Source organism: Marinobacter salarius, from assembly GCF_032922745.1.
Lineage (GTDB): Bacteria > Pseudomonadota > Gammaproteobacteria > Pseudomonadales > Oleiphilaceae > Marinobacter.
Genome location: NZ_CP136693.1, coordinates 128,297 through 143,655, shown reverse-complemented (window position 1 = coordinate 143,655; position 15,359 = coordinate 128,297). Strand labels below are relative to the sequence as shown.

The window sequence follows — 15,359 nt, the reverse complement described above, 5'->3', positions numbered from 1 at the left end:
TTGTGAGGCGAATTGTGGAGCCGAATGTTGTGGATCCAGGCTACCCGGGGCGATGCTCCTTCAGCCATTGCCTCACAGCGGCGGCGTGTCTCCGACTCACGGGCAGTTGCCCGTGCTGGTCTGTCAGATCAATCAGATTCTGACCATCCCGTTGCTTTAACAGCGCTCGGATATAGCGCACGCCCACCAGCGTGTGTCGGTGAATCCGGAGCAGGTATTGCGAGTAGGTGCTTTCCAGCTCTTTCAGGGTGTAATCGGTGACGGTCTCGCCGCGCAGATGATGAATGGTGACGTATTTCTGGTCGGCTTCGCAGTACAGGATGCCCCGGATATCGATCAGTTCGGTCCCGCGGTGGGTACGGATGGCCAACTGTTCATCCGTGCCCGATTGCTTTTCAGCCAGCGCCTGCAATTGCACCCGGTTGACACGACCGGCCCGATTCAGGGCGTCGGCCAGCGCTTCCCGGCGCACCGGTTTGAGCAGGTAGGCCACCGCGTGTACATCGAAAGCCTGGATGGCGTAATGATCATAAGCGGTACAGAAGATAACGGCCGGAGGTGCCTCCAGTGCAGTCATTCGTCGTGCGGCTTCCATGCCATCGGTACCCGGCATGCGGATATCGAGCAGCAGGATGTCCGGCGCCAGGCGCGCGGTTTTCTCCAGTGCTTCGTCGCCGTCGCCAGCCTCGTCACAGACATTGTAGCCAGGCAACGCCTCCACCAGTCGGCGTATGCGCTCCCTGGCCAGAGGTTCGTCGTCGGCAATCAGTACGCTGCGGTGATTGTTGTCGCCCATGCTTGCCTACTTGCTCCCTGTTGCCGGTTTTCCGTTGCCACTCGCTTTCTGCCACGGCAATCGGAGAGTGACGGTATATATATCATTCTGGTGGCTGTGTTTCAGCACGGCGGGTTCACCGAACAGGGCGTGCAGCCGGGACTGAATGTTGGCCAGTGCCATTCGGTTGCCTTCGTGGCTACCCTGGTCAGAGTCCGGACGCGGGTTCTGCACCATCAGGTAGACCGAGGATCCCTTGCGGTAGGCCTCAATTTTTACGGTGCCTCCGTTTGGACGGGGCTGAATGCCGTGATAAATGGCGTTCTCGACCAGTGGCTGAACGGTCAGGGGGGGGATGGCCTGTTGCTCCAGTCCGTCTTCGATATGCCACTCCAGTGTCAGCCGGTCTTCCAGACGCAGCTTTTCAATGGCCAGGTAGCGTTTGCACAGGTCCAGTTCGGCGCTCAGAGGAATCAGGCGGTCACCGGTGCGCAGGCTGGCGCGGAACAGTTCGGACAGATCCAGCACGGCGTCTTCAGCCCGTTCCGGGTTTACGACGATCAGGCTGGCAATGGTGTTCATACTGTTGAACAGGAAGTGTGGATGGATTCGTGCCTGCAGCGCTGTCAGCCGGGCCTGCATTTCTGATTCCCGTTGTTGTTGCCACTGGAACTGCATATAGAAGTACCGCAACACCATCAGTGTGATCAACAGTGCCAGCAGCAGTTTCTTGGCAACGCCCTGCCAGGCTTCCAGGCCGGGTTGCGGGTGGAGCACGCTGTCGGCGAAGAGGCTGAAAGCCAGCACATCCAGCATCACGATGGCGACAATCACCGTTGTGGCACGAGTAACCGTCAGCCGTGAGAGCCAGCGCCGCATGAGGCAGATCAGCGCAGCGCTGGTCAGCACCGTCCATTGCACGAACAGGGACAGCAGGCCGAAGTAGTTCCAGTCAATCCAGTGGCTTTCAGCCTGAACGATGGACAGTACCAGCACCAGCAATTCACTGGTGACCACTAGCAGGAAAACGGCCCTGACCCTGCACAGGTCCGGCACATAGAAATCGGCGTCGCTGTCCGCGACTGCCTGGGCTGGGCGTTCCCTGTTGTGTCTTGCGGCCATTGGACCTGTTCCTGATTCTTGTTCCTGATTAGGGGAGGGCAACTGAGTGCCACGGAATGCTATAATCCCGCGATATTCCATTTACCCATTCCCGCAGAATGATGCCGGGCTGTCAGCAGGAAAGATAGACCATGTTTTGTACCACAGATAATGTAACCCTCCTGTTGTAGTCTTAAACCACTCCTTTATACTGAATAAAATTACAGTATTGGAGATCCGAGGGTGGAGTTCCTTCTTGCTACGCCAGAGTTTGAAATCAGGGGCCATTCCTATGAAGGTTTCCCGATTCTTCTCAAAGCCAATCATGATGTTTTTGTTGAAGGAATGGAATTTCTCGTTCATCACTGCTTGAAACGTGGAAGTGTGCAAAGCCGACGTAGTTGGGAAACGTTTGGAAGGGATCTGTGTGATTATTTCGAGTTCATTGAAGCCAATGGTTTTGATTGGAAAGAGCTTGATCACCGAAATCACGAAACCCTGCTAGCCCTGTATCGCGACGTTTCTTTTGATCGATTTAACCTCAGCGTCTCTACGGTAAACCGACGACTTCATCTGGTGATCAAGTTTTATCAGTTTGCCCTCAAACAAGGTTGGGTAAGCACGTTGCCGTATGACCTTGAAACGGTGAGAGTCAGACAGACAAAGGGTTTCCTAGCACACACAGACACGTCCGGGGGGTATGCCGTAAAGCCTGATGTGCTTTTGAAAACCACGCCAACCAAGATCAAAGTCCTCAACAAAGAGCAGGTCGATGAGCTGCTGAAAACCATCAAGAACAAAACGCTCCGACTGATCGTTCGGTTGGCGTTGCTGACGGGTTTGCGTAAAGAGGAGCTGCTGACAATTCCAGTTCACTACATATCTGCGCCCCAGTCGATCTTGGCTCGAAGTCATGTGGTGGTTGAGCTTGATCCCCAAGAGATGAGCACCAAGGGAGACAAACCACGGACGATCCATGTGCCGATATCATTGATGGCGGATCTCTGGGATTACGTCATTCACGAGCGTCACGAAACGATCCGAAAACACGGGAGAGACTCAAAAACCCTCTTTGTAACCGCCAAGGGCACCCCCTGGAGCTTTCGAACCTCGCTTAACAATCAACTGAACCGATTGAAGCTGTCGTTCGCCTGCCATCCCCACATCCTGCGTCATACCTACGCGACGCACACCCTGAAATCGTTGATGTCCCGAAAGAGCACGACTTTCAATCCCTTGATCTATGTCCGAGATCGTCTCGGCCACAGCAGCATCACGACGACGGAAAAATACCTGCATTTTCTCGACCATATCGAAGACGACCTGCGCACCAGTTATCAGGAAGAAATTGAGGAAACGGCGAAGGAGGCGGCCTGCGCATGAAAAAGGATTTCACGTTAGAGGGACATGAGAGTGGTGTTCAGGAGGCTGGCGAAACTGCGACTGAGGCGACAACCACCACCATCGATCAAGCGCGACCCTCAAAACCGGCAAACACCGTCGTCGCTTTTCCCGAGAATACCACTAGCATAAGAACCGCTGATTTCGGGCCATTTTACGGTCAGGGATATGACGACATTGCGGCGGCCTGCCAATGCACCATCGAAAAGCTGGTCGCTGAGAGCGTCAAAACTAGGGGGAAAATCCTTAGTGTAAGTACGATTGCGGGTTACTGGAGAACTGGTTTTCGCTCCTTTGCGCCCTTCCTGTCGTTGCTTCACACAGCCAGTAGCGAACGCCTTACTATGGCGGATCTTAGCGCCGACAGCATCACCCAATTTCTCCAGTACCTGAGAAACGAGCCCCTCAAATACGGTGCGCAAAAAGCCCATTTTGCTAGTACCAAAGCTCTGCTCGTAGCCTGTCATCGATTCGGGTTCTGGCCGGAAGTGGATAGGAAAACGGTCTGGCCTGCTAATCCCTTCCCGAATTCCAACAAGCGAGCAAAGGGTCAGAAGGCGCTCAGCAAGAATGAAAAACGCTTTCTGGTAAAGGCGCTGCGCAAAGACATGGAGCGTATTGTGGCTCAATCGGAGCCACTGAGTAGATACGATTTGGCCGTATGCGTCTTGTCCATTGCGCTGTCTACCGGAATGAACCTGACGCCCATTCTGGAGCTGACCACAGACTGCGTGCAGCCTCACCCGCTCAAATCCAACCTGCGGCTGCTAGTGAGCTTTAAACGTCGCGGTAACGCCACGCACGTTGTCGCACTGAGAAAGTCTGAGGAAGTGCCTGAGATGGCCAGTATCCATCTCTATGCCGCCGATGCTATTGATCTGATCGTTACGAGGAACGCCACGACACGCGCCCAGTTCGATGACCCAAATCGGCTGCTGGTCTACAAGGGAGCTCGCGGCAAGTACGTGGACAAACCATGCCGACTGACGAGCTCCGTATTGAATTACAGCATCAACGCATTCGTTGACCAGCATCAGCTTCAAACGGACGATGGCAAGCCGCTCACGTTGAATGTCAGCCGGCTGCGTCAGACGCTGCTGAACCGCATTTGGGAAATGTCGGGCCAAGACCCTCTGATGACGGCCAGAACAGGACGGCATGCCGTGGAAACTGGCAATGCCCATTACTGGGAGGCACCACCGGAAGCGGAAACCAACATGCGTTTTTTGGGCGAGGCCCGAGTGGAAGAATTGCTCAGCACGCCGACGATCATTGCCAGCGATCGAACCCCCGTCGCGTCCTGTCAGAATGTTCGCCGAGGGCACCGCGCCCCGAAAGACGGAGAGCCCTGTCAAGACTACTTGGGCTGCTTCCGATGCAAGAGCTTTGTGGTGACTGGCGATGACCTTTATCGCCTGTTCAGCTTCTACTGGGCAGCCCTGCGCAATTACGACACTTTTGGTGGCAAGCGCTGGGCCAAATACCTCAAGCAAGTCGTTCGACTTATCGACGAAGAGATTGCGCCACACTTTGATGCAGTTTTTGTGAGCAAACAGCGGGAGAGGGCCAAACACCAGCCGCATCCGTTCTGGCGGGACCTGAGCATGGCGAGGATGGCGATATGATCGAGATTGCCGGCGCAGAGGTACTGGCCGACCGTGAACGTTTGCTACGGGCTCTGCCCCGTGGTGAAGGGCTACACGGCATCATTACCACGGATCGAGCCGGTAAGGTGCTGTACGTGCTTTCTCGGTACGAAGATCCAGTGTGGTGGTTGCCCAAATCCAACACTCCAGGCTCTGTAAGAGACAGCGTACGAAAGTTGGACTTTACTCGAATAACCGGGGAGCAACTGCGATTCGAGGCCAAAATTATCATGGCACGGTTGATCTGGAGGGAGGTCTCTCTGAGCAACAACTCCATCAAAAACGCTTTCAATGCGTTGGTTCCATGGCTGAACTGGTTAAACGATCAAAACATCAGCAGCCTGGCGAAGGTCACGCCTCTCGTCGCAGCTCGCTATGTGCAATACATCCACAGTGCTACCTCGGTTAAGAAGTCTGGAAAGCCGTTTGAGAGTAAGACAAAGTGGACCAGGCTATCGGCTGTTGAACGATGCTGGCAATTCCTCAGGGATACCCCAAGCACTTTTGATCATCCATGGCCCGAGAGCTCTGCTATTGCGCTGTCGGGGCACAAGAAATCAAGCCAATCCAAGACCGACATTATTCCAGATGATATTTTACGGCCTCTGTTTCAACACGCCGAATATCTACTCAGTCGAGCTGAAGACATATTGCAGCATCAGTGCGCTCTGGCTGACTTCCAGCCTTCCTCCGAAAATCGAACGGATCAAGCCACAGAGAAGACTAGCTTCCTGAAAACCCGAGGTTGGGATCAGGGGCTACGTGCACTGACCAAGGCACTATGCGACCTGCGTGACGGCTGTTTCGTGATTATTCTGACTACGACAGGTATCCGGGCTCATGAACTCGGCAATATCAGGCGGGATCAGTGGTACAGCGAAGTTCGAGATGGCGAGCGGTTCTACTTCCTCGGCTCACGCTCAGACAAAACCTATGCGGGCGAAACCTCTTGGTTATGTCCCGAGATCGCCATTCAGGCAGTGAGAGTATTGGAACGGCTGTCGGAACCCCTACAGACTGGGCTTGAGCAGGCTCTGAAGGAGGCCGAAGTCTTCGAAGATTACGAGGAAATGACGCGTTTACAGAGCTGTTCTGGTTGCATCGGGCTAACCAGGTCAAGCGCAAAGCAAAATAGGATCACTTTGCTCAGTGGTGCCGCTCTGATTCATAGGGTTAGGAAGTTTGCGAAGAACCTCGGGATGGACTGGAAACTCGCCCCCCATCAGTTCCGTCGCACCTTTGCCAACTACGTTGTCCATCACAAGTTGGGCGATCTGCGGTATTTAAGGGATCACTTCAAGCACTGGAGCCTGGATATGACCATCCTGTACGCAATGAACGAGGCCCAGGATCTTGAGCTCTACGACGAAATCTACGCTGCTTTTGACGGCAAGCGTCAGGCCATTGTCGGTCACTGGTTGGAGCCTGATACGCCGCTTTCAGGTGGCATGGCCGGTCATATTCGCCAAATGCGGAGCCGCTCGGAAGAAGTGCGTACCTACAAAGACCGGAAAGAGATGATTGAGGCTATCAGCGAGCTGGTGTACCTGCGGTCCACCGGTATCGCTTGGTGCACCAACGATACCGGCGTGGACTGTGCGGGTGGCCAATGCGAGGGCTGTGAGCATGGCTGTATTGATGACAGCCATAAACCGTTCTGGGAAGGGCTTTACCTGCAACAGATCGAGCTTCAACAGATCGACGATCTGGATGACTCGGGCTCAAAGACCGTCGAGCGCACCATGGAACGCTGCGAAAGGGTTTTGACGGATCTCGGTGTAGACATCAATCGCCTCAAGGAGCAAGTGATTGATGTCGAAGCCATCTGAATCAGACACTCACAAGCGTATTCGGCTGGCCATTGTTCGATTGGAAAAAGGCCAGCCCAAGGTCGTTGAGAAGGGCAGGAAAGTCTCGGTGGCCGCTGTTGCCGAAGAGGCCGGAGTCAGTCGAGCCTTGATCCACAAAGACTACCCAGACTTGATGGAGCGCATCCGGGGCAATGCCAACAAGGCGATCCAGTGGCAACGTGATGAGAAGCACGAGAAACTCAAAGAAGAGCGTTTTAAGAATCGTCAGCTACGAGAAAAGATCGTGGAACTGACCGAGCAGCGCAACGAACTTGCTTCAAAAAACGCGACTCTTGAGCTCGAAAACCGCCGACTCTCGGCAATCTTGGACAGTAAAAACGTTACAGTTTTTAGGGGGAAGTCGAGTGAGTAGTGCTATACAGATTTTGGCCGGAACCTTTTTCTTCCACTTTTAAACAATAGCGAACATTGGTGAATACGTGATCCAAGCATCGTGGTCAAGTTTGGTAAACTCCCGAGCCCAGTAATGGGCACCGGAACAGGTCACCATGCCGATCCGGCACGGTGGCAGTTACGCGAAGAACGCCAGCAGCTTAGGGCGATTGAGCCGTTTACGAACCACGGCCTTGCCGTCTTGATTGGTGCCGTGAATACTGAAAACAGTTTTCGCCAGATCAATGCAAATGGTTGTAATATTCATGATGACCCCTCCTGCTCTGGCTGAAGACGTCAGACACCTTCAATGTGGCACATCGATGCCTGGGGAGCAGGGGAAGCTTATATCATTCGTTAGGTGTTTTAATGGAGTATCTCTACAATGTACTTCTATTCCTTGCTCAAATTGTGTTCTTTTGGATTATCCTTAGCGGTAAGGTTTCGATAGATAGAAGTTGGCTGGTTGTTCAATATGGCTGGGTACTCAAGGTAGTTGTGATCGTATTCACTTTGTTTTTCTCCCTTGTTTTATATTCTGCAATTCAAGAAGAGAGAGTTATTCAAGTAGTTTACTGGTTTCTTTTCTCTATCGTTGGAGTAGGGCTAGTGAGCTTGAATGAGGTCTTTCGTCGAAAAATTTGGTTCGATGAAAAGATGATTTACTACCAATCAGCTTTCGGCAAAAGAGTCAGATTACCGCTTTCGGAAGTCGTGTCCATGAGCCGTGGCCGGTATGGGTCCTCGTTTAAAATAGTCGGGGCGAAGGGACAAAAAGTTGAATTCTTCCCTCATATGGCGGGTAGCATTGAGTTTTATAATTATGTTCGCTCAATATCAAGAAATGACCAAACCTAACCAACGCATCAACCTCGCCATGCACTTCCTCCGCTTCGCGGCTCCAAAATTGCCGCAAAGCTCTGCGTTTAAAAGAAGAACTAGGAGGTCACATGCAACGGATCGCATCGCAAAATATTCAGCGGGTTAATCTGCTCCTTCTATCCCTTCTCCCTACCTTTGCTCTTGCCGGAAACTCCGTTCCTGATGACTATGTCACCAGTAAACCGTTGTTGCTGGAAGTTCGGTATTGTGAGTGTCAGGCCACTAAAACCGATGGCGCACCCTCCGAGCTGCTGCCAAGTTTCCTCAGGGATTCGGATTTTTTAAAGATTGGCGTATCGAGCGAGGGTAAAGGCTTTGCTTCTTCGAGTAATTTGTCCTTCGGTTATGAACTCAAGCCGGTTACAGGCTCGCCCGGCCAATTTCAGTTCAACGTAAGCGCCGTTAAATCGACCCGCTTGCCCTAATCGTATTGAGCCACTTTTTTCGAAGCCGGCAACTCGGCATTCCAGGGCAGCAACGCTTCGAGCTTCTCCAGCGTGTCGGACTCAGCAATGCGTTCCAACACATGGTGGATATAAGCTGAAGGCTCCAGGCCATTGGCCTTGGCGGTTTCGATGAGCGAATAGCAGGTGGCGCTGGCTTTCGCCCCTTGTGAGGTATCGGCGAAGAGCCAGGCTTTTCTGCCGAGGGCAAACGGGCGGATGGCGTTCTCGGCTCCGGCATTGCTGATCTTCAGGTCACCGCGCTCACAGTAGCCGACCAGGTAGTCCCATTGGTTCAGGGTGTAATCCATGGCCTGACGGGTAAGCAGGCCTTTCATCACCTTGGGGGCATTTTTCTCCAGCCAGGCTTTAAAGGCGTTCAACAACGGCAGACTCTTTTCCTGGCGAACCCGATATCGCTCCGCGTCGCTCAGATCCCGGGCGGCCTTTTCAATGGCGTACAGTTTGCGGATGTGGCTCAGGGCTACATCCGCCTTTGAGGGTTGGCCTTTTTTGCCTTTGGCCGGTGCCGCCCGGGACGCCTCCACGTACTTACGTCTCGCGTGATCCCAACATCCGATCCGCGTCAGCTTGTTCGTGGCACAGACCTGCCCATAGCCGGAATAGCCATCGGCTTGCAGAATGCCCTGGAAGTCATCCAGCAGACGCACCGGTACCTTGCCACCTCGTGATGGATCATACTCGAACAGAACCGAAGGTTTTCCCGGTGGACCACCCCGGGTGACCCACATCCATTTGTCGGATTGGGCGGTCTTACCGTCTTCCTTGAGCACCTGGATCCGGGTTTCATCGGCTTGCAGGTAATCACCGCTATTCTGGGTTTCCCGCATCAGGTTGATCAGCGGCTGGAAGACGTCATTCAGCCGGATGATCCAGTGAGCCATGCTGGTGCGACTCACTTCATGCCCCAGGCGCTGGAACATTTGTTCCTGACGGTACAACGGCAGACCGTCGGCATACTTGGAGGTAATGAGGTAAGCCAGCAGTGACGGGGTGGCGATGCACTTGCCCAGCGGGCGCGCCGGACGGGCAGCCGCAACAATGCGCTCTTCGCCGTCCTGCTCGAACACCGCCTTTTCCTGCCAGTACTCCAGCACTTTCAGTTGAGCGGGAATGTACTCCAGCTCTTCCTTCACCTTGGTGAAGAAGGTCTTGCTGGCACCGGCTTTCTCTTCGTCGCTGAGGGTTAATTCAATACGCTCACGCAGCAGCGTATCGGAGAAGCCACGTTGGCGGCGCTTGCGGGAACGGCGGGGCGTCTCTTCCTCTTCGACATCGTCCGGCAGCTCATCGCGCAGTTCATCAATCTCGACTTCCAGCTCGACCTCATCGAACAGCAGGATCTGATTGGGCAGCTTTTCACTGCTGGCGGCGAACTGCTGGATCTTCTTATGGCGCAGCAGTTCTTCGAGGATCTCGATGCGAGCGTCTCGTCGCTGGATGGCGTCTTCTTTGGAGGCGAGTTGCTGCTGAAGGCCGCTGATAACCGCCACCATCTCAGCGGTCGATAAACCGTTGAGATCCGGGGTTTTGAGGGCGTTATCAGGCGTTGATTTCATGGCGGAATTATAGCAAAAACAATGCCCTGGCACACCTAAAACGTAATGCAAAAAGGGCTATCCGACACTCTCATAGTGCAGGGTTTTATGGCCCCGCAACAGACTGATGTCGTAGCCGTCCAACAACCAGTTGATCTGTTCACCGGTCAGCGGCATCAGTTCATCCGCAGGCCCTGGCCACTTGAATTTCTCCTCGGCCAGGGCTTTGTAATAGAGCACAAAGCCGTTGTCTTCCCACATCAGGCATTTGATCTTGTTCCGCTGCCGGTTGGTGAAGGCGTAAAGTGCACCGGAGAATGGGCTGTGCCCCAGTTCCTGTTCCACCAGCAGGGCCAGGCCGTTGGCCTGCTTGCGGAAGTCGATGGGCTTTCGGTACAGATAGATCTCCGGCAGATCCCAGGAAGGGCGCAGATAGCGGTGACGCATCACAGCTGTCTCAAGACGGCACCCAGCAAATCGATATTACCGGCATGCAGACCGGTGATCGATACGCCGCCGGGCAGTGACACGGTCAAACCGACTCCTGTATCCGGAATCGGAGCCACACGAGCGAATCCGGATCGAGCTTGAACCGGTTCGCTGGATTCGACACGGCCGGTCAGCTTCTGCCGCCAGTAGACAAACCGATGATAAACAAGCGACTCTTGTTTGCAGTAGGCTGCACCGGACAGGCCCGAGGCCTGCCAGTCCGACAGCGTCTCTTGCCAGAACTGGTGTAAATCAGGGGTAGTCATCGGATTCCTCTTTAATGTGAAAGCAGGAATCAGTGTGGCGAAACTCGGGCGTCAGCTACAGGTGCGGATTTATTGGCGCTTACAGTTCAACTATGCTGGAAGGTACACAACGAGTGATGGAAGCAGTGCAGGCAACGGCGAGATACTGCTCGTTCGAGGGCAATGGGTCAGCCTTTTCGGGTTGCGGGATGATAACGAAACTGGGTCGCAATACAGCAATGTTGCGGTGCGGTTGGCTAAGCCAGGTGGTTCCTGATGGCAGGTTTTTAACAAGTCGATGTTCGTTCCGGCCGCTGGCCTCCACCGGACGCCCCTGTCGGGCCGCCGCTTATCTTCGCGTTATCGCACCATCTGGATGTCCGCTTTGCGACCCTTACGAACGCGTTTAAGCTCTTGGAGAATTTTCCCCCTGCCGGGTATGAACAGCCACCTAAAAGTTGTTTGGCAACCTCCTGCCGTCCCACGATATTCAACGCGATTCCTGAATCTTGAAAGGTTACAATGAGCTCAAAATTACTCGGAAAACACCAAAAAGTGTCACTTTACTGATTTCTCGTAAAAACAGGCACTTGAGAAAATGTTACATGTTACTGGAGTACTAAACCAATGACGGATCAGAACAAGAGCGCCGAGAAACCCTGGGGCGGTCGTTTCACCGAACCCACCGATGCCTTTGTGGAGCGTTTCACCGCATCCGTAGGCTTTGACCAGCGCCTATACCATCACGATATTACCGGTTCCATTGCCCATGCCACCATGCTGGCGGAAGTGGGTGTGCTGACCGAGGAAGAACGTGACACCATTATTGAAGGTCTGAAAGCCGTCAAGGCGGATATCGAGGCTGGCACCTTCGAGTGGTCTGTCAGTCTGGAAGACGTGCACATGAACATTGAAGCACGGCTGACGGATCGGATTGGTATTACGGGCAAGAAGCTGCACACCGGTCGCAGCCGTAACGACCAGGTGGCCACGGATATCCGCCTTTACCTGCGCGACGAAATCGACGTCATTGCCGAGGAGCTCCGGCGCCTGCAAGCCGGCCTGTTGGATCTGGCCGAGCGCGAGGCGGAGACCATCATGCCGGGATTCACCCACCTTCAGACCGCTCAGCCGGTTACCTTCGGTCATCACCTGTTGGCTTGGTACGAAATGCTGGTGCGGGATGCCGAGCGCCTGCAGGACTGCCGCAAGCGCGTGAACGTGATGCCTCTGGGCGCGGCGGCGCTGGCAGGCACAACCTATCCGATTGATCGTGGCATTACCGCGAAGCTGCTGGGCTTTGACCGGGCCAGTGAGAATTCCCTGGATTCCGTGAGTGACCGGGACTTCGCCATCGAATTCTGCAGCTTCGCTGCCCTGTTGATGACCCACCTGTCGCGCTTCAGCGAAGAACTGGTGTTGTGGACCTCTGCCCAGTTTGATTTCATCGATCTGCCGGACCGTTTCTGCACCGGGTCGTCCATCATGCCCCAGAAGAAGAACCCGGACGTGCCAGAGCTGGTGCGCGGCAAGACCGGCCGGGTGAACGGCCATCTGATCAGTTTGCTGACCCTGATGAAGAGCCAACCGCTGGCCTACAACAAAGACAATCAGGAAGACAAGGAACCGCTGTTCGATACTGTGGACACCGTGAAGGGGTGCCTCAAGGCCTACGCGGATATGATCCCGGCCATCGAAGCCCGGGCCGACAACATGCGCGTGGCGGCCAAGCGGGGGTTCTCTACCGCAACTGATCTGGCGGACTATCTGGTCAAGAAGGGAGTGGCTTTTCGCGATGCTCATGAAATTGTGGGCAAAGCTGTTGCGTTTGGCGTGGCAGAAGGGCGCGACCTCTCCGAGATGACCACGGAAGAGCTCACTCGCTTCTCCGGCGTCATCGGCGAAGACGTGTTCGATGTGCTGACGCTGGAAGGTTCCGTGCAGGCACGTGATCACCTTGGCGGCACCGCGCCGAAACAAGTGCGCGCTGCGGTTGCGCGTGCGCGCAAAGCACTCTAGCCGCCGATTTTCCCCGTGGTCAGGGTGACCTCCACCGGCTTCAGCTCCTCCAGTGGGCGAGGCCGGTAGAGTCGGAAGCCCTGGCCGTAATGAATGCCCAGGGTACGTACCTTTCGGAGGGTGTCGTCGTTCTCGATGAAGGTGGCGACCGTCACCTTGCCCGAGGCTTCCGCTATTTTATGAAGCGCTTCCACCATCACCTGCTGCACCGGATCGTCGTTCAGGTGCTGCATGATCTTGTGGTCCAGCTTGATGATGTCCACCGGCAGCTTTGCCGCCAGGCCATAACTTTCCACCGACGCTCCCGCGCCATCCAGCGCTACCCGGCAGCCAATGCGGTGCAGACTGTCGCACAGCACCGCTACGTCGTCCGGGTACTGGGTGGCGTGGGCTTCTCTGATTTCCAGGCAGAAGCATTCCGGGGCATAGGAAACGTTTTTTAGTGCGCTTTCCATGAAGTCCGCAAATGAGTCATCCAGTACGCTGGCAAGAGAGAGGTTGAAACCGCAGTACTTGAGGCGCGGCTCCAGCAGACGGTGCTGTTCGAGCCAGGCCAGGGTCTGAAGGATCACCTGGCGATCCAGACGTTTGGCCAGATCAAACCGTTCGGCAACGGGCAGGAAAGCGTCCGGGGTCAGCGGAGGGCTGTCCGGCGTCTCACCGGGAATCCGGGTCAGTATTTCGATGTGGTCGCCCCAGGTAACGCTGGCGACGGGGCGCATTGATTGGTATTCAAGCTTGAGGTAGCCGCTGTCGAGCGCCTGCTGGATCTGTGTCAGCACCTCATTGGCATTGCCCTCGTCCAGTGACAGGGACATGGCTCGGGCGGCATGGACGCGGTTGCGGCCGGAGGTTTTTGCGGTGTGGCACAGGTCAGCGGCCTGGGTCAGCAGTTGTTCGGAATCGGTGGGTGCGTCGTCGTCCAGAAACAGCAGGCCGCCACTGGCCGTTGTCTGCAACTGCTTGTCCTGCCAGTGGAACACAAAGCTGCTGATCAGCTCGAGGATGCTGTCAGCGATCTTGCGGGCGCGCGCTTCGGGGCAGTTTTCGATCAGCAGGGCAAAGGTGTCGCCGGCCAGTCGCGCCAGCGCATCCCGCTGTCGGATCTTGACCCCAAGATTGCCAGCCAGTTCACGCAGGTAGCGGTCGCAGGTGCCGCTGCCAGCAATCTCATTGAAGTGGTCAAACCCATCCAGGTCGAGATAGAGCAGACTGTCACTGCTCTCCCGCCGAGGCTTGTGCTCCAGTGTTCGCTGCAGGCGGCCCAGGAACGCTTTTCGGTTCATCAGGCCGGTCACCGGATCATGCTGGACGCGGTATTTGCTGCTGGAGGAATTCTGCAGGCGGTCGCTGATGTCCCGGGCCACATGAACGGCGCCAATCACGTCGCCCTGATCATTGGTCAGGCGTTGATAGTGGATTTCGTACAGCGGCAGCTCCCGGTGCTGCTGCGCCATGGGCATTTCCACCACGAAGCTGTCGCGCTCGAAAGCGCGGTGCCAGAGTCGTTCGATAAGCCGTCGTTCATTGGGAAAACCCTGCAAGGCTGCACTCAGATTGCTCCCGGATTGCGGCCGAAAGCCGAAGGTGAGCTCGAACTGGCGACTGAAGGCGCGGTTGAAATGCAGCAGGTTGAGCTGGTGATCAACGGCGACCACCAGGTCGTTGGTGGCGTTGATAGTGGCGCCCAGCATCTGCTCCGCCTGCTGGCGGGCGAGGGTATGATTACGCTCAGGCGTGCGGTCAACCAGGGTTCCCCCCAGCCGTTGTATCCGTTCGCCGGCTTTCAGGGCCCGGCCCGTCAACGTTACTTGACGAACGTTCTGCCGCGCGGTTATCAGATCCAGCGTCAGGGAGAAGGGCTGCCCGGTGCGGATACAGCGACGGAACAGGGCGCGTATCCTGCCCTGGCTGGACTGGCAGTAGAAAAGTGCCTGTTCGGGTGTGATTTCGCTGCCGGGTCTTAACTCCAGCAGGTGATACATGCCGTCTGTCCAGATCAGCTCATTGCTGTGGAGGTCCAGTTCCCAGATGCCAACGCCCGCGGAGGTTTCGGTCAGCCGGATCAGGCGGTGGTCGATGGGGGAATGGTCCCGCTGGCTTATAAACGCACTGGCGGCCTGGTCGGAATCGCGAATGTCCATGCGCAGGCTGAGACCCGCCGTGAAGAAAAAGCCTTCTTTATGGCGGAAGGTGATCAGTATCGATTCACCATTTTCAATGCGGTGACGGTGGGCCGGCGCAAAGGGATCGTCCTGGCGTGCGGCCAGGATGCACTGAACCTTGCGCCCCTCCAGTTCGCTGGCATCGTAGCCCAGCACTGCCTCGGCGTGATGATCAGCGAACAGGATCACGCCGTCGTCGTTGATGCGGATCAGGGTTCGACGTTCGGCACCCTGAGGGGCGTCGGAACGGTCTCGACGGATAAAGAACTCTTTCACGACGGAAAAGCCTCAGCCAAGTTGTGGCGGGAGCGTGCTAATGTAATCCCGCTTTTATTTTTTTGCCGATTTTGCCACGATTCGGTCATCATACTGATAATGGTATCGGAAAGAA

At 55.4% G+C, this 15,359-nt stretch carries 14 protein-coding genes; 7 read left to right on the top strand and 7 right to left on the bottom strand.

The annotated features are described in order from the left end of the window. Positions 1-40: 40 nt before the first annotated feature. Positions 41-796, bottom strand: coding sequence for a LytTR family DNA-binding domain-containing protein (locus R1T46_RS00655; protein ID WP_317307049.1), 756 nt, complete (start codon positions 794-796; stop codon positions 41-43). Positions 797-802: 6 nt separating this feature from the next. Next, complete coding sequence (locus R1T46_RS00650) at positions 803-1,897, bottom strand: sensor histidine kinase (RefSeq protein ID WP_317307048.1); 1,095 nt, start codon at positions 1,895-1,897, stop codon at positions 803-805. A 222-nt stretch (positions 1,898-2,119) separates the two neighbouring features. On the opposite strand from R1T46_RS00650, the gene R1T46_RS00645 reads away from it, so the two are divergent. From R1T46_RS00645 to R1T46_RS00630, 4 genes are read left to right on the top strand one after another with little or no spacing between them, the layout of a single operon-like run. After that, a complete protein-coding gene (locus tag R1T46_RS00645) occupies positions 2,120-3,259 on the top strand; it encodes a tyrosine-type recombinase/integrase (protein WP_317305727.1) in 1,140 nt (379 codons plus the stop codon). Further along, on the top strand, positions 3,256-4,902 hold the full coding sequence (locus R1T46_RS00640; protein ID WP_317305726.1) for a hypothetical protein: 1,647 nt from the start codon (positions 3,256-3,258) through the stop codon (positions 4,900-4,902). Before R1T46_RS00645 ends, R1T46_RS00640 begins: the two co-directional genes overlap by 4 nt. Beyond that, entirely contained in the window at positions 4,899-6,752 is a 1,854-nt protein-coding gene (locus tag R1T46_RS00635) for a tyrosine-type recombinase/integrase (RefSeq protein ID WP_317305725.1), read from the top strand. Before R1T46_RS00640 ends, R1T46_RS00635 begins: the two co-directional genes overlap by 4 nt. After that, positions 6,736-7,146, top strand: a complete 411-nt coding sequence (locus tag R1T46_RS00630) for a TetR family transcriptional regulator (protein WP_317305723.1) — start codon at positions 6,736-6,738, stop codon at positions 7,144-7,146. Before R1T46_RS00635 ends, R1T46_RS00630 begins: the two co-directional genes overlap by 17 nt. Before the next feature lie 159 nt (positions 7,147-7,305). On the opposite strand, the gene R1T46_RS21575 is transcribed toward R1T46_RS00630, so the two are convergent. Then, the gene (locus R1T46_RS21575) at positions 7,306-7,434 is read right to left on the bottom strand and encodes a hypothetical protein (protein WP_410797517.1); all 129 of its coding nucleotides are present in this window, start codon (positions 7,432-7,434) and stop codon (positions 7,306-7,308) included. A gap of 101 nt (positions 7,435-7,535) precedes the next feature. On the opposite strand from R1T46_RS21575, the gene R1T46_RS00620 reads away from it, so the two are divergent. Next, the gene (locus tag R1T46_RS00620; protein ID WP_317307047.1) at positions 7,536-8,024 is read left to right on the top strand and encodes a DUF6560 family protein; all 489 of its coding nucleotides are present in this window, start codon (positions 7,536-7,538) and stop codon (positions 8,022-8,024) included. Between the two features lie 92 nt (positions 8,025-8,116). Next, positions 8,117-8,473, top strand: coding sequence for a hypothetical protein (locus tag R1T46_RS00615; protein ID WP_317307046.1), 357 nt, complete (start codon positions 8,117-8,119; stop codon positions 8,471-8,473). Here the strand turns inward: R1T46_RS00615 and tnpC are convergent. The 3 genes from tnpC to tnpA are packed head-to-tail and all read right to left on the bottom strand — an operon-like array spanning position 8,470 to position 10,805. Further along, on the bottom strand, positions 8,470-10,071 hold the full coding sequence (gene tnpC, locus R1T46_RS00610) for an IS66 family transposase (protein ID WP_106762036.1): 1,602 nt from the start codon (positions 10,069-10,071) through the stop codon (positions 8,470-8,472). The genes R1T46_RS00615 and tnpC overlap by 4 nt on opposite strands. Before the next feature lie 57 nt (positions 10,072-10,128). After that, entirely contained in the window at positions 10,129-10,497 is a 369-nt protein-coding gene (tnpB, locus tag R1T46_RS00605; protein ID WP_114435616.1) for an IS66 family insertion sequence element accessory protein TnpB, read from the bottom strand. Continuing rightward, positions 10,497-10,805 carry an IS66 family insertion sequence element accessory protein TnpA gene (gene tnpA, locus R1T46_RS00600; RefSeq protein WP_317305974.1) on the bottom strand — a complete coding sequence of 103 codons (309 nt, stop codon included), beginning with the start codon at positions 10,803-10,805 and terminating at the stop codon, positions 10,497-10,499. Before tnpA ends, tnpB begins: the two co-directional genes overlap by 1 nt. 606 nt (positions 10,806-11,411) lie before the next feature. Here tnpA and argH point away from each other — a divergent pair. Further along, positions 11,412-12,803, top strand: a complete 1,392-nt coding sequence (gene argH / locus R1T46_RS00595; protein ID WP_317307045.1) for an argininosuccinate lyase — start codon at positions 11,412-11,414, stop codon at positions 12,801-12,803. Here argH and R1T46_RS00590 read toward each other — a convergent pair. After that, positions 12,800-15,244: an EAL domain-containing protein gene (locus R1T46_RS00590; protein WP_317307044.1), complete on the bottom strand. Its 2,445-nt coding sequence runs from the start codon at positions 15,242-15,244 to the stop codon at positions 12,800-12,802. The genes argH and R1T46_RS00590 overlap by 4 nt on opposite strands. Positions 15,245-15,359: the final 115 nt, after the last annotated feature.

Coding starts and splice junctions, on each gene's coding strand:
- R1T46_RS00655 (WP_317307049.1), bottom strand. CDS start 796: ATGGGCGACAACAATCACCGCAGCGTACTGATTGCCGACGACGAACCT.
- R1T46_RS00650 (WP_317307048.1), bottom strand. CDS start 1,897: ATGGCCGCAAGACACAACAGGGAACGCCCAGCCCAGGCAGTCGCGGAC.
- R1T46_RS00640 (WP_317305726.1), top strand. CDS start 3,256: ATGAAAAAGGATTTCACGTTAGAGGGACATGAGAGTGGTGTTCAGGAG.
- R1T46_RS00635 (WP_317305725.1), top strand. CDS start 4,899: ATGATCGAGATTGCCGGCGCAGAGGTACTGGCCGACCGTGAACGTTTG.
- R1T46_RS00630 (WP_317305723.1), top strand. CDS start 6,736: ATGTCGAAGCCATCTGAATCAGACACTCACAAGCGTATTCGGCTGGCC.
- R1T46_RS21575 (WP_410797517.1), bottom strand. CDS start 7,434: ATGAATATTACAACCATTTGCATTGATCTGGCGAAAACTGTTTTCAGT.
- R1T46_RS00620 (WP_317307047.1), top strand. CDS start 7,536: ATGGAGTATCTCTACAATGTACTTCTATTCCTTGCTCAAATTGTGTTC.
- R1T46_RS00615 (WP_317307046.1), top strand. CDS start 8,117: ATGCAACGGATCGCATCGCAAAATATTCAGCGGGTTAATCTGCTCCTT.
- tnpC (WP_106762036.1), bottom strand. CDS start 10,071: ATGAAATCAACGCCTGATAACGCCCTCAAAACCCCGGATCTCAACGGT.
- tnpB (WP_114435616.1), bottom strand. CDS start 10,497: ATGCGTCACCGCTATCTGCGCCCTTCCTGGGATCTGCCGGAGATCTAT.
- tnpA (WP_317305974.1), bottom strand. CDS start 10,805: ATGACTACCCCTGATTTACACCAGTTCTGGCAAGAGACGCTGTCGGAC.
- argH (WP_317307045.1), top strand. CDS start 11,412: ATGACGGATCAGAACAAGAGCGCCGAGAAACCCTGGGGCGGTCGTTTC.